This is a genomic window from Bacillus cereus group sp. MYBK245-2 (assembly GCF_051916145.1).
In the GTDB taxonomy this organism is placed as follows: Bacteria; Bacillota; Bacilli; order Bacillales; family Bacillaceae_G; genus Bacillus_A; species Bacillus_A pacificus.
In genome coordinates this window covers 63139-83008 of record NZ_JBQAGB010000016.1, presented here as the reverse complement: position 1 = coordinate 83008, position 19870 = coordinate 63139, and the positions used below count along the sequence as shown (strand labels likewise).

Here is a 19870-nt window from a genome sequence, read left to right as displayed (position 1 = left end):
GATTAAATTTATGGATATAATAAAATTAGATGGAAGAACATTTACTAGTAAAGAAGTATTGCACCAAATATTAAAAAAACAATTAGATTTCCCTAGTTTTTATGGGGAAAATGCAGATGCTTTGTGGGACTGTTTAACTGGATTTATAAGTCTTCCTATAACAATAGAATGGGAATTTTTCGAGAGTACTCAAAAAATGTTAGGACCTTATGCGGATTTAATTTTAAAAATATTTCAAGATGCACAAAATGAAATGCCAGGTAAGTTCTATATTGTTGTAAAATAATTAAAAGGATCTTAGGTAAAAATAAAAACCGTGGAAATATTTAATTTCTACGGTTTTTATTGTATCAATTAGGTTTTCTTTCATAGTGGCCCCTCATACCTCGAATCGTTTCCGTACCCCTTATAGATATAAACATACATTAGTAGAGTTATAGAAATGCTTATACTCATCAGGTATTTGCAATTTGGAGTATCGCCACATCACTATTTGGCTAAAATTTTATAGAATTTAAAACAGAAAAATTGTAGATTTTCAACTGTAGATGTTAATTTTCTGGTTTTGGGGTATTTGTTTTTATTAGCTTGATGAATGTGTGGAAATAGCCAAGTCATAAATTTCAAATCTTTTAGATGAAACTTATAATTATTAATCTTTTGCCACATATGTATCAACTCCTATTGTTATGAGGTTCTGTAGTTTTTCTTTTTGAAATCTCGCATGTTGAGGATAAGGAATAGAAGGAAGATAACAGCCCCGATGCCATTAATCCAGTAGTATGTGCGCCCTGTTGTGAATCCGTTATAGAATTCATAGGCATTCCAAATTACAAGAAGTACTGAACAGACAGTAGAGATTATTAATGAGCCAAAACTTCTCATGATTTTCACCTCAATTCACAATATTAGAACTTAATTATAATTTTACATTTAGATAAATAGATTTACAAGAAGAGGAATAAAAAAAGAACCCGTTGGAGTTCAGGTTCTTTCAGAAGTGATGATGTATTCTCGGCTAGGGAACTGAGAAAAACACAAAAATATAATACATCGAGATTTAGAGAATTTCAATCCTAAATTAAATATTATCGTGGAGGGAGTTATATCATTTGATGAAGAAACCAAGGTAGTGTTAAAACATATGAATTTAAAAAAATGAGCGGGACATCTTAAGGACAAATAAAATTATTGAAATTTTTGTATGAATTCATTAATATGGAATTATATTTATTGTTTAATTGATTCCGTTTATTCCCACACCTTATTGTGTTGTGGTTGAGTTGTAGAAGCAAGTTGCGTCTTGTTTCATTTATGAAAGGGCTTCTTTGAGCCGATTAGTGTATATAGCTTATTTTGCTATGCACATTTTTAATCGACTTGAAGAAGCCCTTTTTGTGTTGTTTTCAAGTCTGTTTGATTAGTAGAATCCATTATTACACTGGGCAAAAATTATTATTTAGGGGGATTTATTTATGCATATCAGTTATGAAGTATCTTTATTTTGTTCTGCACATCCAGATGAACTTATTCCAAGTTTACGTGCATTACGAATGAGAGTTACAAAAGAAGGAGCATTTTGGGAACGAGATTGTTATCAGTTTGCCATTAAACCATCAAACTTGTCACAGCGAGCAGCAAAACAAGCAGGGGAAATCTATTTGTATCATGTTCATTTTAATGGATGTGTACGGGATTTCCTTTTTTTATTGGAAAGATGTTTTAGAGGAACGAGTTTTCGCTTTACTGCTATACGTGGTTTTTTAGATGTAGAAGGTTATTCACTTAAGAAATGGAAACCAATTCTACGTAACCACCACATAAACTCTGCAGATGTAGATTGTATTTTCAAGAAAGATGATCTTGTAATGATTGTGCATCACCATGGAGGTTTAGAGGTGGTTAAGCGTGCGGAAAAAGGCGAACAATTAAAAAAAGTAAACTTCTTAGAGGTAGATAGCTGGTTACAAGCACTAAATCCGACAAAAGAGGATCTATTCTCTTTAACAGGTGTGAGTGTATCGTAATGAGTAATTTACATAACTATATGGAAGTGTACAGACAGAGGGAATGATAGAAATCCGTAGTGCAAAATGACTATGAATTTCTGTCTTTTATTTTATTCAGGAGGATTTTAGTATGAATTTATTTGAACTGTTTGGTTTAGAGGTTGGAGAAGACGTAATGGTACAAGATGTGAGAACAGATAAACAAGTTCGCAATCGATACAGTTATGATGTAGGTGAGAAATTAGTGGGAGCAAAGAAAGAGATACGAGCATTAAAAGAATCATTTTTAGTATCATTTTCTTTAGAAATTTTAGCTGAAATTGAAAAAGAATCTCCAGTAGAGGCGCTAAATGCATTGGATCGAAATACATTGATTCCATTCTCTTTTGAACATGAAAAAGAAAATGATGTCCCACCACATGTTGCAAAGTTAAAGCAGTTGCTAGTGGGCAGAATAAATAAGAAGCCAATTGTAGATACACCGACTGCAAGGAAACTATATGTTCAAGCATGTAGAAGAATATGGCATGATATACAGTCGGTACATACCTCAGAACAATGGGTAGATCTTGTGGTCTCTTATGGAATGGAAATGAACAATGGTTGGTCTACATTTAGAAAAAATAAGAATGTAACATTCACATTTAAAAGAATGGTAGAGGAATATTTTGATGAGTTTGTTGATGCAGATGGTATGGAGTTATTAATATTAGGAAAGAAATTCATATCACTTTGCACAAATTCTAAAAGTATTAATTCTACGTATCTTCGTGTATCACATGAACTAACATGGAATGATTTACTTACGAAAAAGGTTACGACTCGTAAGAAATCCGCAGCTGCTTGGAGTAGGAAACTGCCAGATACTCTGCAAAGAAAAGGACCAGGAGTAGAAATTGCTACCAAACCTGAAGACGTAGTGGCTATGTTTGGGTTGAAGGGGATGCAATTTGGTCATTATTGCACCGAACAATATGCAAAAGAACATATCGGGCATGTATCCGAAGCATTGCATGATTTAGCTCGTATATTAGGGATTTCACCTGAGTATATAGGGTTAGGAGGACGCTTAGGACTTGCGATTGGTGCGAGAGGAAGCGGCAATGCATTAGCACATTATGAACCTTCTACCAAAGTCATTAATTTAACTCGTGATAATGGAGTCGGGGCATTGTGTCATGAATGGGGACATGCATTGGATCATTTCTTATATGATTGTAGTCATGATTTTCAAAATGGTAGTCTTGCTTTCTTATCAAGCGGGAAGAGTATTGGGAATATCTTGCCTGCTATTATCAAGGAAAAGATGCAAGCTGTGTTAGATGCTTGTAAACAAGGAAAAGTGGCCAGAGTAATCAACGTGGAAAATGCCTACAGTAGAAAGTGGTATTTCTATGGTGGTGTTATCGATAGTTATGATGTGTTTAAAGGAAATCTTTCAAATATTTTAGAATCACATCATGCTAGTTTGTGTAGGAAGCTTGATACTTTATCAGGAGCAACAAAGACGCGTATGGAGCGTAAAATTGAAAAAGAATTTGAGAAAACCGCACAAATGTTAGCTGCATATCATTATAAAAAAACAGGCGAAAAACTTAGTGAAATACCCTATCAAGTGAAAGGGTCCATATATTTTGATACAGCCATTAAGTTAGATAAGAAGAGAACTAAAAAGTATTGGTCTACAAATCATGAGATGTTTGCTAGAGCATTTGAAGCATATGTAGAATCAGCTTTGCTAGATCAAGAACATAGAAACGATTATTTAGTATGTGATACATATTCTTTTGTATATCCGTTAGGAGAACAAAGAGAACATCTAAATAGAAGTATAAAGAGTTTAATGGAAGTAGCTATTCCATATATAATAAATAGTATACAAGGAGTGGGAAATGATGAATTATAACATACAAAAAGGACAATTTCGTTTAACAACTGCACATCCAAGAGGAAGTTGGTGGGAATTTTATCGTGTTCCATGCCCAATCTGTAATGCTATTGGAAACTGTATGCTGCATGTTTCACAAGAGAAAGTAGCATGTACCCGTGTGGAAAGTAAGTGGGTATACGGTAAAAATTCAAGTAATCCAAGTTATATCCATTATCTAAATGGTAAGAAGCAATACCAATTACCAGAGGTAGATGTAGTAAAGGGGCATAGTAAGCGAAGTAAGGAAGAATTAGATGTATTTAATCGTAATTTAATCGGATTTTTGCCGTTAGAGGAGAAGCATCATATACATTTACTGCAAGATAGAAAAATGACTGAAGAAGAAGTACAGGTACGTCAATATCGTTCGTTTTTAAAGCAACAAATTGTGTTGGAAGATGATAATACGTACACAACTATTTGGGAAAAGTTATTTAAACAAATTGGCAAAAAAGATTGTTGGAAGGGAATACCTGGATTTTATGAAATGAAGAAAGGACAAACTTCTCTTCGTTTAATGGCAGGTTTTCCAGGAATTATGATTCCATTCCGAAACCAATATAATCAAATTGTTGGTTGGCAAGTACGTGTAGATGAAGTAAAGAACTCTGTTCATGTGAAATCTGGACCTACAGGTATACAAGCCGAACTAGTCCAACAGCCTAATGTAGTGAAAATAACGAAAAACGAGGATTGTATCTATGAAGGAAAACTAGAAATAGGGAAAAATAAAGAATTATTAATCGACGGGGAAAAGGTTGTTGTAAAGATACATAAAGGTCAAAAATACTTATGGATCTCTTCAGCAAATAAAGATGAAGGAACCGGTGCGGGAGGTAGTGAAAATCCACTTCCTGTACATGTAGCGGTACCAAGCTCACATTTGAAACATTGGAAGTCTGGTATGCTGCACAAAACAAAATCAGTAATGATTACAGAAGGGCCGATGAAGGCGGATTTGATTGCCGATTTACTTCCTCAAAGACTAAATAAAGAAGAAATAGCTAAAGTAGGGACAACAGTTCTTGCGATTCCAGGTGTAAATGCATGGAGAATCGTTATGCCAGTATTAAAAGATATGGGAGTAGAAAATGTATACTTAGCATTTGATGCTGACTTAGTAGAGAATGAAAAAGTAAGAGCTGCCGTAATTGCTTTTGCGACAGAGTTAAAGAAAGAGGGCTATAACGTAATTATTGCGGCATGGAACCCAGCACAAGGGAAAGGTCTGGATGATGCAATGCAAGCTGCTTTCAAACCAGTTTTTCGCACAATATAAAAAATCATAATTGTGAAGTTAAAACAAAATTGTACACGTTAAAAGAAAGTCGTACATTTTACAACAAAGTAGAAGTATTAGTGTAAAACTTTCTTTTAACAAAACACTTAACAGTTTAGCTAGGGGACTTTATATAAAAGAAAGGTGTGTATTAAGTATTATGGATATTATGCAACAATTAATGGACGTAGATAAAAAAGCTAGGGAACAAGAAAGAATGGAACTCATTCAACGATTTTATAATGAGGGAGTTTCTATCACGACAATTGCAAATGCGACAAATATGTGTGAAGAGGATATTTCTTATATAGTAAGTAACTAGTAGCCATATTTGATGAGATGAATAGAGGAGAAAAAGATAGAATATAATTCTATCTTTTTTTATGCTCTTAAATACAATTTTAAAACGAGAAAGGTAGAGGGAAAACATGAGTGTATATGTAAAAAAGAATCTAGTAAATTTACGAGTTGATTATGCTTTTAAGCGTTTGTTTGGAGTAGAAGGAAATGAAGATATATTAATTGGGTTTCTTAACGCGGTACTACAATCATCTATTGATGAAGAAATTACATCTTTGCACTTAGATGATCCGCATCTTCCAAGAGAGCAGAAGGATGATAAATTGTCTATTTTAGATTTGCGAGCTACGCTAAATAGTGGTATAAAAATTAATATAGAGATTCAAGTTCGAGACAAAAAAGATATGATAGAACGTTCTTTGTTCTATTGGTCAGGTATGTATTATTCTCAAATGACTCAAGGGATGAAATATACAGAATTAAGACCAACCATTTGTATTAATATAGTGGATTTCATTCTATTTCCAGAAGAGCAGGAGTTTCATAGTATTAATACAGTGATGAACAAAAAATCTAAACGTATCATTACCGAAAATATGCAGTTGCATTTTCTTGAAATTCCAAAAGTGATTCAAGAATGGCAAGGAAAACGAATGGATCCGTGGGAAGATTCTTTAGCGCGTTGGTTACTATTATTTCCTGCGCATGAGGATGAGAGATTAACAACAATCCTGGAGGCGATAGCAATGGAAAAAGATCCAGTTTTGAAAAAAGCAATAGAGGATTGGGAGCGTTTAAGTAGCGATAAGGATTTTTTACGCTTATATGAGGCTAGAGAAAAAGCAATAAAAGATAGAATATCAGAAATAGAGACAGCAGAAGAAAGAGCTGCGAAAAAAGCTGCAGAAATAGCTACAGAAGAAACTAAAATTGCAACTAAGATAGAGATGATTGAAAATATGTTTAAAATAGGATTACCTATAGAAAAAATTGCAAAAGTTGCAGAATTAAGTGTTGAAGAGGTTAATGAAATTATAAGAAATAAAAGGTAGATATAAATGATAAAAAAACAGGTAATTGTGGGTACACACGATTACCTGTTTTTTTGATTTAATGAAAGTAAGTGAATAGATGTGAAGGAAGGGGGAATAGTTATGAAAGTAACAAGAGGAAATGCTATTTGAAGTGTGTAATTTTTACATACTCAATTATTCTGTTATTAAAAAAATATAAAGAATATAAGGGGAAGTTATTTGTATTATGAAAAAGAAAAAAGAAGCATATTATGTACATGTGTATACGCTTAGAGACAAAAGTATAAAATCTATAAAAATAGAACCATGGCGCTCATTGAAAGAGGAAATGAATGTTTTGGGTCTTAAGGACAGTGATATTTTTCAAATTCAAATGGTATGGTACGATCCAAACAAAGAGGATAAAAAGAAATGAAATAAAACGGAACACGAAAAGTCCAATTTTACTTTTTAGGCGTAAATAAGGCTTGTTTTTTTAAAATCGTATTGCTATAATATAAACGTAATAAGATTTAACAATAAAATAAAAAATTAATCAGTTCGCATATAAGAGAAGACCTCAATATGCGCCATGTCCTTAGGGGACGTGTGCGTGTATTGGGGTCTTTTTGCGTTTTGCGAGCAAAAACACCCGGAGGTGCAGGAATTATGTTGAATTGGTTGTCTGCAAAACTTATGACAACATCAGTAGGAGATTTTCTACTGGCAAAAAAAAGTTTTGAGGGGGGGCTTACTGGGCACACCAGTGGTGCAGATGCTACCACTGTACAAAAAAGCATGAATACCCTTGTAACAACACTAATTGGTTTTGGTGGTATTTGGGTAGCAGCTTGCGTTGTATTTGCAGCTATTAAACTATCTGGTGCACAAGGTAAAAACCCTGAAAACCGTACACAAGCCATGATTGGTTTAGCGTGTGCAGCAATTGGAGGCTTTGTCATGATCAAAGCATACGACATCGCTTCTTGGGTTACAAAAATTTAACATAAGAGTTTGTAAAAGCTCTCCTCTATTTGGGGAGAGCTTCTCTTATATAAGGGAGGAAACAAAATGAGAAAAGTAACCGTTCCTGTTGATATGACTTCGGAACAAAAAACACTGTTAGGTGTGCTGAGCAAACGCCAATTGATTTATCTATTGGGTGGCGGAGCATCCCTTTATTTATATGTGCCATTCTTATGGCGGTTATTTGCACCTTTTAATGCGGCGGTAGCATTTTTTATTTGCTTAATTTTAGCAATACCAACAGTAGTAGTTGTAATAACGTTTGCTTTTATTTATAAAGAAAAACAACACATGTATCTAGATAAATATTTACTTATCAAAATGCGTAGCCGTTCTGAAAAAGGCAAGTGGAGAAAAGGATACGAGCCAATTACATGGGTAAAGGAGAATTTATAGATGTTAGAAATGATATATTTTGCGTTGGTAGCCATTGTAGGGTTTTTCTTTTATCGGAAAATGAATGGAAAACCGATGTTTGGTTCTAAGAAAAAGGGGAAAAGCCAGGGCGGGTTAGAGAAACGTACTGCTGAAAAAAATGGAAAGAAAAATAAAAAGAATACGCCTGCTGAATCGGAAATTGATGAGGATAATGTTGATTTCTTTCGTGCTTTTATAGAAGACATTAAGGAAGTTGAAAATCATATGATTCGTTATCATGATGACACGTTTATCCTAATCGCGGAGGCACACCCAGTAAACTATTATTTACTTTCCAATGCGGAACAAGAAGCGATTGATATCAAAATTGAATCATGGTTAACCACATTAGAGTTTAATACGAAGGTATATATCCAAAGTAAGTTTGTAGATTTAACAGATCCTGTACGAAAAATGACAGAAACAATGAAAGGTGCGAAGGACCTTACACCAGAGACAGTACTTTATGGGCAAGAAGTTATCGACAACTTAGAGTACTGGCAACGTTCGCAGCCTCGATATGAACAAAAGCGATATTTAATTTATCCATACAAAGTGGATATTAGTACGATTACAGCTGATACAGAGGATGAATTGGAAGAAAAGATTGTAGATAAAGCGTTTAACGAATTATATCGTCGCTATAATGCTTCCCGAAATCTACTATCGAAAGCAAAAATTAGTGTAGAAATGTTAACAAAAGATAAATTAATAGAACTCCAATATGTAGCGTTTAACCGTCGTAAAGCGGTGAAAGCACGTTTCCAAGATTTAATTGAAAATGAGAACTTCTCTCTCTATTCAACCGGTGAAACAAATGAGAGAAAACTAGAGTTAATGAAGAAAGTGCTAGCGGAAGAAAAAGCTGAAAAATCAAATAATGGGGTGGCATAAGTATGAAATTGTTTGGAAAGAAGAAAAAAGAAAAAAAGAAGTTAGAAGCTGAAAAGAATGACGAATTGGAACTAGAGGAGGAAGCGTACGAACAAGAAGAAGTTCCGCCTCAATTAGAAAATCAAACAACTGTGTTTGATGTCATTGCCCCAGAAGGAATGAAAATTGATTCAGAAGACTATGGGGTAATTAAGCAGTCTTTGGGAAGTAATACTTTCTTCCGTCCATTTTATATTCCACGTGATGGATATCCTCGTATGATGCAGACCAATTGGCTGAACATGTTAACTTCAGCTGGAGAGGTTGATGTCATGATTGATATTCATAAAGAGCCAAAAGCAAAAGCGATGCGTTCGTTAGATATGCAGCTGACGATGTTACGTTCGAACCTTTCTTTCCAACGTACACGTGGAAATATTGACCAAGAAAAAGATTTAGATGCAAAAATTCAGGATACAAACAATTTAATGGATGAAATTCAATTTAATGAGAATGACTCTTATATGGTAAGTACCATGGCGGTTGCGTATGCTGACTCAAAGAAAGAATTAGATGTTTTATGTGAGTATATCGAAGATGAAATGCAAGCATCTCACTTTAAAATAGCGAGTACTTGGAATCGTGTGAAGAGTGGCTTGAAAGCAGTTATGCCACTAGGTGCACCAAATACTCTGCAAGATACATATCGCAATATCGATAGACGTGCTCTATGTACATTTGCTCCCTTTGTATCAGGTTCCGGAAGATTTAACGGTGGTATACCAATAGGAAAGAACAAAATTACTGGCCAAGTAGAATTTTTAAATTCATTTGGTAACGCAGATTATCGTCCACCAAACTATAACATTGGTGTGACAGGGATTTCAGGTTCCGGTAAAAGTTTACTCTTAAAAATGAAGCTAGCTCGTGAAACATCACTTGCAGATACACATGCGATGATAATAGATCCCGAGGGTGGTGCGACACGTTCCTAAGTGAAAAGCTTAGGCATTGTCGAACTTACAGTTCAACAGTGAACTGTCATTCCAAGAAGTCAAATGATAGGGTAACGCCTTGAAGGGCTTCCTTTAATACTCCGACATGCAGTGAAGTTAGCAAGAACTGAACTGTATGAAGCTCGGTGAAGTCGGTTGAGAGTTACCGTAATCCTATAGGATACGAAAGTCACTCAGAGGTGGGTGGTGTAACCTATAAACCGGAAGTCTATAAATTACCTATGGTTAGTATGCACTATGAACCAATAGAGTATGGTATGTGCGGACGAATCTCTGATGGTACGGGTCTATATCGGAAGTAAGTCGAAAGGCTTACTGACACAATTAGTGTCGCTACTGTGGATGAGTAAAACTCGCCTTTATGAAAGTCCATATATTGTTACAGGCAATATCAAGGTAGCAGGCTCATAGGAGAAACCTAACGGTATATGCACAGATAGGAATGACGGAACGTGGTAAGCTGTCAACACTGAGGGCTTGCTTCCGATGAAGTGGTTCTAGGGAAAACAATTGTAAATTGTATAACCTAGGTTTATGACAGTGAAAGTGGTGGCACAGTACCTATGAAACGTGTAATGAACGTGGAGGGATAGCCACTAGTCGATTGAAAACTGACTGTTACTTATGGTTGACATGGTTTCGAGTAAGACTAAAGAGATGTAAACCTCCAGTAAATAAGGGGAGGTTACAGCCCATGTTAAAGAAAACTAAACTAAGGCACAGTGAATATTACGACATGCAAAGAAAGTATGATGAGTTATATTCTAATAGCCTTAATGGTAACAATTTCTATAAATTAATTGATATTATCGGTTCGGAAGAAAATATTAGATTAGCATACCGCAACATCAAAACTAATAAGGGGAGTAACACGGCTGGAGTTGACAATTTAACCATTAAAGATATTTGGCACCTAAACGATACAAAGATTATTCATGAAGTTAGGAAACGATTAAATAACTATCAACCACAAGCAGTTAAAAGAGTCCTTATCCCAAAAGAGGGCAGTGATAAGAAGCGACCCCTGGGGATTCCAACAATTTGGGACAGATTAGTACAACAATCTATCCTCCAAGTATTGGAACCTATTTGTGAAGCTAAGTTTCATAACCATAGTTATGGATTTAGACCGAACAGAAGTACACACCATGCACTAAGTAGAGTTGTAAGTCTTATTAACATAGGTCACCAACACTACTGTGTTGATATTGACATTAAGGGGTTCTTTGATAATGTATGCCACAAAAAGCTATTAAGGCAAATGTGGACTCTGGGAATAAGAGACAAATCACTTCTATGTGTTATTTCAAAAATCCTTAAATCTGAGATAGAAGGAGAGGGTATTCCCAATAAGGGTACTCCGCAAGGAGGAATTATTTCTCCTTTACTTTCCAACATTGTTCTAAATGAACTTGATTGGTGGATAAGTAGCCAATGGGAAACCTACAAACCTCACAGAATCTCTACTCGGCATTTAGGGTTTCGACAATATGCTAGGAAGTACACGAATCTAAAATGTGGTTATGTAGTGAGATACGCGGATGACTTCAAAATAATGTGTCGGACTTATGATGAAGCACAACGCTTTTATCATGCGACAGTTGATTTTCTCAAATCCCGCTTGGGATTAGAAATTAACCCCAAAAAGTCCAAAGTGGTTAATCTCAAGAAAAACTCGTCAGTTTTCCTTGGATTCAAAATCAAAGTGGTTAAACAAGGTAAAGCTAAATTTGGATATATTGCAAAAACCAGTATGTCCGACAAAGCTATTACAAAAGCTAAAAGACAACTAAAAGAACGAATCAAAGGAATTCAAAAGGAGCCCACTTCAGAGAAAGTTACTCAATTTAATTCAACCCTTCTTGGTATACAAAATTACTTTAAATATGCGGTTACAATTTACATGGATTTAACGGAGGTAAATTACTCTCTGCGAAGAGTCATAAGAACCAGACTTAGAAACAATATGAAGCACATGAAGTTCTGTGAAACATCTGTGAATTTTAAAAGGAAGACCAAAGGAATACAACCTAACACTAAGATTTACGTTGTACAGAACACTCCACTCTTACCAGTTACAGGAATACATCATAAAAACCCGTGGAATTTTTCGCAGGTTATCTGTAACTATACGGAAACGGGGCGTAATAAAGTACATAGTAATCTTAAGGCAATACCTAAGGATGTTCTCAACCAAGTTATGAGGACTTATTCGAAGAATAAAAGTATTGAGTACAACGATAATAGGATATCAAAATACGTTGCTCAATATGGTAAGTGTTATGTAACTGGTGAGGAAATTGGTATTGAACGTGTTCATTGTCATCACATTGTTCCCATTAAACAAGGTGGGGATGACAAGTACAACAACTTGGTAATTGTAGATTGGTTTATACACAAACTGATTCACATGACGAATCTTAATAAGATTACACATTACCTTCGGTCTTTTAAACTTAACAAGAAACAAATGGATAAACTGAATGTGCTAAGAACTAAAGCTGGAAATGAACCGATAGTAACATAATTTGATTTTAAAGTCAGTTGGAAACGATGGAACGCCGTATGCTAGGAAACTAGCACGTACGGTGTGAGGTGGGGGAAAAGGTGGAGATTACATCAAAGCCTTACCTATCATCATAATTCGTAAAAATCACCAAACGATTAGGTGGTATTAACTTAAATATTTCACCAGAAAGTAATATCATTATTAATCCTTGTGCAATTGCAGTAACAGAACTTCAGATTACGGATAAAGATGAAGAGCTAGAAGCGCTTGAACAATATGACAAGAAAGAACTCGTAGAGCGTGATGGCGTGAAGTATGTAAGATTTGTGCCTATTTTAGAGAAAATCAATGAAATACTAGGATTCTTTGACATTATTATTCGCGGACAAGATTTTGATCAACCAGGATTAAATGTATTCCAGCGCACAATGTTAGAAGATGCAATTCGTGAAGTATTCGATAAACATGGTATTACTTCTCATCCCTCATCTTTATATACAGATGAAGTGAAGAAGGTGGATGGACAATTAATTCAGTCTCAAGTGAGAAAGCCGGAGCCAGAGTTAAAAGAAATTTATGATGTAATAGTAGAAAACCATGGAGACGATGTGAAAGCAGAAGAGTTAATTGCTGCGATTCGTCCGTTTTTACGTGATGGCTCAAAACCATTATTTGATGGACAAAGTAATTTTGGACGCGGTGTAGAAACACAGTTAAATGAATCACGTGTTGTTAACTTTAATATTAGTCATTTAGAAGAGGGTTTCTTAAAACCGATCGCCTTCCACGTTATCTTGAACTATATTTGGGAGCATTGGATTAAGAGTCCAGAACACGCTATCAAACGAAAAGTGTTATATGTGGATGAGATGTGGCAGTTTATCGATTATGAACAAACTGTTAACTTCTTAGAAAAAGTAGCACGTCGTTCACGTAAAAGAAATGCCGGTATGTGTTGGGCAAGTCAGGACTTTGTTCGTATTTTGGAAAATGTGAAAGCGCGTGGTATCTTGCAATCTACTTTCTCTTATTTCTTCTTAGAGCAAAATAAGATTGATAAGAAAAAAATCCAAGAGAACTTTAACTTAACTGCTGGGGAGCTCGACATTATTCTCAACAATCCAGGGAAAGGTGAAGGGATTTTCCGTATAGGAGATAGCTCGGTTTGGATTCAAACAGATCCATCAGATAAAGAAATGATGTTCATTGAATCTAATGAAGCGGTACTACAAGAGCTTTTAAATAACATGAAGAAAGTACAAGGGTACGCAGGATAATAGCGTACCTTTGAAAAGGAAGGTGAAATTATGCTTGATAAGATAATAGGATGGGTTGGCGGCTTAATTGTTTCTATGGTCAAGACCTTTCTTTCTCCAATCTATAAATTAATTGATACTATCCCCGATTTAATTTTTGGTGGGGATAGTGCAAAACTAAACTTTTTATTTAAAGACGACACAGCTGGGAATGTTTTAAATACGGGATTACCAGTCATGTTTAAATTTGCAGCCTTTTTAGTCTTAGTCAGTGCTGTAATTGCTGGTGCAAAGTATTCAGCTGCTGCCATTAATCCAACAAATCGAACATATATCATTGAATATGCGAAGGATTTAATGATCGTTTCTATTTGTATATGGCATTTAGATTTCTTCTATAACATAATATTTGATATTAATACTTGGGTAGCATCGGAGTTTAAAAGAGCAATAGGAGAACAATCGCTAGATGTTTTTAAACCAGGTCAGACAATTGCCGAATTGTCTATGGATAAAAATAAGGATGATTATTTATTTCAAATTTTTGCGATGTTGATTGAAGTTGGATTGTCACTTTGGGCAAACTTCTTCTATTTAATGCGAGCGGTATCTCTATATATTTTGATGTTAATGGGACCGATTATGGTTGGTATGTGGTTATTTCCTCAAAAGAAACAACAAACTCTATATTGGATGCGTGAATTTGTTGGTACAGTACTCATCCAAGGTATCCATGCGATTACTATATGGTTGATTTTTGTACTAGTAGGCAAATCAGATAATACCATTATTAAATTAATCTTATTTGCTATGTTTATTCCTATAGGTGAAATTGTAAAAGGGTTCATTGGTTTAAGTACAAATACGGCGGGAGCGGTAAATAGAGCAGGTACGATGCTTGGAATGGGAGCCTTAGCAAGTATGGCAGGTATCGTTAAAGGGATACGTGATGACCATCGTAGTAATAAAGAGAAGACAAAAGCTAGAAAAGAAGGCGAGGAAGATAAAAAAGAAGATGCTGATAACCCTAAAAACGCGTTGGGAGCCAATTTAGGGACAGATGTAGGTACAACATCTCGTGCAGCTCGTATGTTAAAAGCAGGTCAAATTGGAAGCATGGTTGGAAAAGCAACGGGCGGACTCGCGGGGTTAGCAATGGGTGCAGGACTTGGACCAGAAGGAATGGCAGTAGGAACATTTGCTGGAAGTAAAGCAGGTGGAGTTCCTGGTGCAGTAACAGGAAGAACATTGGCAGCTGGACTTGAAGGAGTTACTAGTGCTGGGAAGCATATTGGTTCTAGTGTGAAGAAAGGTCTAGATACGTATAAAGGGTTAAATGGAGAACAATATCCAGAGTTAACAGATGAAGATATTGCACAAGACTTAGCTACGAAAGATTTTGAAAATTGGAAAGCGGATAATCCTGATTCTGCAGTTGCGAGCCGTTTAAAACAAGCATTCCCTGGTGCATCTGATGCAGAGATTGCAAAAAAAGTAGCAAAAACAAATAGTGATCAAATGTCTCATTTCAAAAATCAGCGAAAACAAGATTTACAAAATATGAAGAAAAATGCTACACCATATGGAAATGCTAGAGATTTAGTTAACGCTGCAACTAACGCATTCCAAAAAGGATATGAGGCAGACCATAAAGATGCGTTTATGAGTCAATTACCAGAAAACATGTCAGCGGAAGAGAAAGAGAAAAAATGGAATGACCATCTAAACTCAAAAGTTCAAGGATTTAGAAATCATGCAGAACAAGCGGCAATAAAAGCTGGAGCAATGCCAGTTGATGCGAAAGATAAGCAAGGCAACAACCTGTTTGATAAGTCTTATGTAAATAAAGATGTCTTTGCTTCTCAACTTGCACTTGGAAAAGTTGGGAAAGCGGTTGAAGGAGTAAAGGGAGAAACACTAGAGAGTGGCCATCAAAATATGGGACAAGTAGACTCACTTGTGGGTGCGTCCACTGCTGCATTTAAAAAGGCATATACAGCAGATCATAAGGCTGGATTCATGAAGCAATTCCCTGCAGATGTACCACAACAAGAAAAAGAGGCTGCATGGAACAAACACTTGAGTCAAAAAGTGCAAGGATTTAAAAATCATGCACAGAAAGCTGCAGAACAAGCAGGGATTGTGCAACAAAAAGATGGGACTAGCTATGCTAATAAGGAAGCTTTTGCTTCTCAGCTATCGCAACAATTACAAAACAATCCAAATATAAATGCAATGGGTGTATCTAGTGTATCTGGCATTCAAAAAGCGGTAAATGGTGTAAAAACACATAGTTTAGCAAATGGATATGGAAACCAGAAACAAAAAGGTGTAAGTAATGTTGGGAATTTAGTACAAGCATCTACAGAATCCTTTAAACAAGGATATGCAGCAGAGAACAAAGCAAACTTTATGAAAAACTTGTCTCCAACTATGTCTCAAGCGCAAAAAGTAGAAGCTTGGCAGTCTCACTTGAATGATAAAGGGAATGAATTTAAAGCAGTCGCTCAGCAAGCAGCGGTACAAGCGGGTGCGATGCCCGTACAGGCAAAAGATACGAGTGGTAAGAGTCTACATAATCAATCATATATTAATAAAGATGCCTTTGCTTCGCAATTGACGAAAGGTTTACAAAGTCATGCTAGTCTTGGAACAGTGAGTCAACAAGTAGGTTCTGGAATTACTAGTGCGATTCAAAGTGTTCGTTCACACGGTGTTGCGACAGGTGGTGCAATCAATAAAGCTGTGTTTGCAGCTACGCAAACGCAAGCGAGTATGGCACGTGCTGGAAATCTGTCTGTTTCTGAAATTGAGCGCTCGTATGCGGATGCATCAGCTAGTGTAGCAAATATTTCGCAAAGTGCTGGGAAAATGACGATTCCAACTTCAGCAGTGGGACGTATGACACAGCAAAGTAAGATGATTGGTGTAAGTATGATGGAAGGTGCCAAACATCTCGTGCATACAAAAGGTATGGAAAATGTATCACAAGCATACTTTAATGCATCTAGTGCTGTTCAGCAGGCTGGTGGAAATGCAGTACAAAGAGTGATGAGTGGAACTGCAGCTGCCGTTCATACTTCATTAGGAGGTAATGCAGCAGAACGCCATTACAATGTGACAAAAGGATTAAGCTATGCAGCAGGTGTAATTGGTGGTGCAGGTGCTTACCAAGCTACTGCACGTATGGTAAGTAAACATAATCCTTATAATAAAGCAGTTCAAACAGAAGCAAAAGAAATTCAAGAGATTAAGGGAATGGTACCAACAATAACAGATGCGACTGGAAGACAATCAGTTGCTCAAGGTGCAGTACGTCTTGTTACGACAAATAATAAATCATGGATTGAAGCGAAAGATTCCAGTGGAATGACACAAGTTGTATCTCGTTATGGTAGTGGTGATAGTAGCATTCGTTCGGGACAAGTTGTATATCAAGACTTAAATATTTCGGATGGACAATTAACGCAGTACCGTAATGGTATGAAAGCAACACCAGCATATATTCAAGATTCTAGTGGTGGGAAAATTAGTATCAATCGTTCTATCAATATTAATCCAAACCAATTAATAGGAAATCAAAATCAAAGACCTTTACAACAGAAACCAGTATTTAGTGAACCGCCACTTACGGTAAGTCATAAGGTAGACAATGGTCACTTCTATATGTCTGATTTAGACCAGGGGGGATACCAGAATGTGCAAATGGTGGTAGAAAGAGATCGTAGTTATATGGTTGCGACAACTACAGACGGTACAGTGTCACGTATTTCTCCGTTCGGAAAAGGAGATACACGATTACAAGCAAACCAAAGAATTGAAAGGGTTTGTGAAGTGAAAGATAGCAGTATTAAACCGAGAGAAGAAATCCTAGTAACTCATACACAGGACGAAGTTGTACGTACAGAGACACATTTGAATTTATCAGAACATGACCCACAAAACCTGATTCCATTTGCGCCAAACCCTCGCTTAGCACAGCGAAGAAGTAGAAATAATGAAAATGGAAAGTATGGAGTGACAAGTCTATGAGTCAAAATCCTAACGATCCAAATAACCAGAAGAAAAGTAACCCTTTAAAAGATGCGACATCTCACTTTATTAAGAAAAAAGGGATGCAGGCAAGCGGGAAAATGGCAAAAATGGCAGGAAAAGCAGGAAGAGCGGCAGCGAAAGCTGCTGCCAAACTGCTAAGAGCTGGTATAGTGAAAATTGTCGGAGCTATCGTGGGAGCAGTAGGATTGCCTGTTGCTCTCATTATGGCTCTTATTATTACTGTATGTGTGATTCTAGCATCTTTTGTACCATTTACCGATGATGAGAGTAAAACAGAAGAGCAAGTCAAAAAGTATATGGAAATTTCAATGGCACTAAACGTAGACTGGAAAGAGGTCGTCGCTTTTGACATGGCTCGGTATGATAATGATTTGACTGGAAAAGATCCGCATGATGCTATATCATATTTCTTGGATATCCAATATGAAGAATATACGGAAAAAGAGGTATGTGAGGCAGGACCGAATGGTCCTTGTGAAAAAAAGAAAAAGGAGATGCAAAAAACCAAATCTGAAAGTTATTCCGGACCAGATGTAAAAAAGATATTGGGAGATACAGATTTTAAGAAAAAAATAGATGAAATTAATGCAAGTGGTAGTAAAAAAGTAACAGTTTCTTCTCATGGATTAGAAAAAGCGATGGAGCTTGCAAAGTTTAGTGAGAGTCAAAAAGATCGTGCGCGTGAGATACTAGCAGCAGGAATGTTAGAAGGAATGTATGGACATCTGGCACCTTCTAGTAATTTTGTTGGTGGTATGTGTGTAGGTAATGTGAGCCCTGGCGGAGAACCTGTTAACCTTAATGCCAAAGTTACAGGATACCTTCCTAAAATTAAAGAAATGGCAGAAAAACATGGTGTAGCTCAATATGTTGGTGTTTTGGCTGCCCAAATGATGCAGGAATCACAAGGAGAGGGAAGTGACCCGATGCAAGCTGCAGAAGGGTATTATGGAGACTTAAGTTCATATTGTATAGGTCTAAAAGGAAGTGCTCGTATAGGGTGTATTAAAGACCCCAATATTTCTATTGAAGCAGGCGTACAAGAATTTAAAGATGTTTTAGCAAAGGCAAATGGAGATATAGCACTTGCCTTACAGAGTTATAATTACGGTCCTGGATTCATTAGTTATGCATTAGCAAAAGGTGGATATTCAGAAGAAACAGCCATTGCGTTTTCTAGGGAGCATGCTGGTGAAAATCCAGCAGGTTGTTCTGATCCTAATAACTTCCGAACCAAAGTTGGAGCGTGTTATGGAGATTACACTTACGTTTCCAAAGTTTTGAAATATTATAAAGATTTAGGTTGTGTAGAATCTGGAGATGGAGAATGGATTTCCGATAAAGGTTGGAAATGGCCAACGAAATCAGGGCGTATTACAGATACATTTGATGCAGTTCGTGGTGGAAAGCAACATAATGCTGTAGATATTGGAGCTATGACCGCTGGAAAAGCTGGAGACCCCGTGTGGTCAATGGAAGCAGGTATTGTAGTCCAAGCAGGTAATGTAAATGGTGGAGGTCTAGGTGTTTATGTAGACCATGGAAATGGTATTGTATCTCGTTACTTACATTTGAGTAAAATATCAATTGCACAAGGAACCATGGTGACGAAAGGACAAATTATTGGAGAGATGGGTGGTTCTAACTATGATAAAAACACTGGTTTCCTTAATATGAATGGCTACGCTGTTCATTTAGATTTCCAAATTCGTATTAACGACCAACCAACGGATCCAATGAAATTCTTTAAGAAAAATGATGATCCAGGACTATCATCTGGTGGTTCTCCTATTATGACGAATGACAAACGACAAAAAGTATTAGCAGAAGCGAAAAAATGGCTTGGTCAAGGAAAAGTGAGATATGTCTTAGGGGATCGTAATCCGCCAGGAGGTACTTCAGATTGCTCAGGATTTACTCAGTATGTATTTAGAACAAGTATAGGTGTCCAACTTGGAGATTGGACTGGTGCTCAAGTCGGACAAGGAAAACAAGTGCCAGACATCAATCATGCGCAACCAGGGGATCTAATTTTCTATGAAAATCCAGGGCATGTTGCGATTTATATGGGGAATCAAAAAATGATTCATATTGGTGATAATAAGGGTGTACAAATTACAGGTCTAAACTATACGGCAAGAGGACAACATATGACACAAATCCGTAATGTTATAGACTGATAAGGG

General features: G+C 36.3%; 15 protein-coding genes and 2 pseudogenes. 15 read left to right on the top strand and 2 right to left on the bottom strand.

Annotation, left to right across the window (positions count from 1 at the left end; translation table 11 throughout):
* The first annotated feature begins 10 nt into the window (after window positions 1-10).
* Window positions 11-286, top strand: a complete 276-nt coding sequence (locus tag ACTFRN_RS22400) for a barstar family protein (protein WP_000351384.1) — start codon at window positions 11-13, stop codon at window positions 284-286.
* A gap of 203 nt (window positions 287-489) precedes the next feature.
* Here ACTFRN_RS22400 and ACTFRN_RS22395 read toward each other — a convergent pair whose 3' ends face one another.
* Window positions 490-669, bottom strand: coding sequence for a hypothetical protein (locus ACTFRN_RS22395; RefSeq protein ID WP_000267727.1), 180 nt, complete (start codon window positions 667-669; stop codon window positions 490-492).
* An 18-nt stretch (window positions 670-687) separates the two neighbouring features.
* Complete coding sequence (locus ACTFRN_RS22390) at window positions 688-885, bottom strand: hypothetical protein (protein WP_071713420.1); 198 nt, start codon at window positions 883-885, stop codon at window positions 688-690.
* A gap of 590 nt (window positions 886-1475) precedes the next feature.
* Here ACTFRN_RS22390 and ACTFRN_RS22385 point away from each other — a divergent pair.
* From ACTFRN_RS22385 to ACTFRN_RS22320, 14 genes and pseudogenes are all read left to right on the top strand, one after another.
* Window positions 1476-2027, top strand: a complete 552-nt coding sequence (locus tag ACTFRN_RS22385; RefSeq protein WP_000548269.1) for a hypothetical protein — start codon at window positions 1476-1478, stop codon at window positions 2025-2027.
* Between the two features lie 112 nt (window positions 2028-2139).
* Window positions 2140-3915 (top strand): LPD1 domain-containing protein, encoded by a 1776-nt coding sequence (locus ACTFRN_RS22380; protein WP_001048058.1) that lies wholly within the window; start codon window positions 2140-2142, stop codon window positions 3913-3915.
* Window positions 3905-5218, top strand: a complete 1314-nt coding sequence (locus ACTFRN_RS22375) for a DUF3854 domain-containing protein (RefSeq protein ID WP_001108760.1) — start codon at window positions 3905-3907, stop codon at window positions 5216-5218. The genes ACTFRN_RS22380 and ACTFRN_RS22375 overlap by 11 nt, the downstream gene beginning before the upstream one ends.
* Before the next feature lie 160 nt (window positions 5219-5378).
* A complete protein-coding gene (locus ACTFRN_RS22370; RefSeq protein ID WP_000353863.1) occupies window positions 5379-5540 on the top strand; it encodes a hypothetical protein in 162 nt (53 codons plus the stop codon).
* 106 nt (window positions 5541-5646) lie between these two features.
* Complete coding sequence (locus tag ACTFRN_RS22365) at window positions 5647-6570, top strand: Rpn family recombination-promoting nuclease/putative transposase (protein ID WP_000118205.1); 924 nt, start codon at window positions 5647-5649, stop codon at window positions 6568-6570.
* A 208-nt stretch (window positions 6571-6778) separates the two neighbouring features.
* Window positions 6779-6967, top strand: coding sequence for a hypothetical protein (locus ACTFRN_RS22360; protein ID WP_000727316.1), 189 nt, complete (start codon window positions 6779-6781; stop codon window positions 6965-6967).
* 149 nt (window positions 6968-7116) lie between these two features.
* Complete coding sequence (locus tag ACTFRN_RS22355; RefSeq protein ID WP_001216648.1) at window positions 7117-7536, top strand: hypothetical protein; 420 nt, start codon at window positions 7117-7119, stop codon at window positions 7534-7536.
* A gap of 66 nt (window positions 7537-7602) precedes the next feature.
* Window positions 7603-7953 (top strand): PrgI family protein, encoded by a 351-nt coding sequence (locus ACTFRN_RS22350; RefSeq protein WP_001233525.1) that lies wholly within the window; start codon window positions 7603-7605, stop codon window positions 7951-7953.
* A complete protein-coding gene (locus tag ACTFRN_RS22345; protein WP_000892011.1) occupies window positions 7954-8868 on the top strand; it encodes a hypothetical protein in 915 nt (304 codons plus the stop codon). It begins immediately after the preceding gene.
* A gap of 2 nt (window positions 8869-8870) precedes the next feature.
* Window positions 8871-9824 (top strand): annotated as a pseudogene (locus ACTFRN_RS22340) (VirB4 family type IV secretion system protein); the annotation flags it as partial.
* A gap of 733 nt (window positions 9825-10557) precedes the next feature.
* Window positions 10558-12390 (top strand): group II intron reverse transcriptase/maturase, encoded by a 1833-nt coding sequence (gene ltrA / locus ACTFRN_RS22335; protein ID WP_000914978.1) that lies wholly within the window; start codon window positions 10558-10560, stop codon window positions 12388-12390.
* A 116-nt stretch (window positions 12391-12506) separates the two neighbouring features.
* Window positions 12507-13649 (top strand): annotated as a pseudogene (locus ACTFRN_RS22330) (VirB4 family type IV secretion system protein); the annotation flags it as partial.
* A 30-nt stretch (window positions 13650-13679) separates the two neighbouring features.
* Entirely contained in the window at window positions 13680-17660 is a 3981-nt protein-coding gene (locus tag ACTFRN_RS22325) for a hypothetical protein (RefSeq protein ID WP_000884601.1), read from the top strand.
* Window positions 17657-19864: a lysozyme family protein gene (locus ACTFRN_RS22320; RefSeq protein WP_440038551.1), complete on the top strand. Its 2208-nt coding sequence runs from the start codon at window positions 17657-17659 to the stop codon at window positions 19862-19864. Before ACTFRN_RS22325 ends, ACTFRN_RS22320 begins: the two co-directional genes overlap by 4 nt.
* Window positions 19865-19870: the final 6 nt, after the last annotated feature.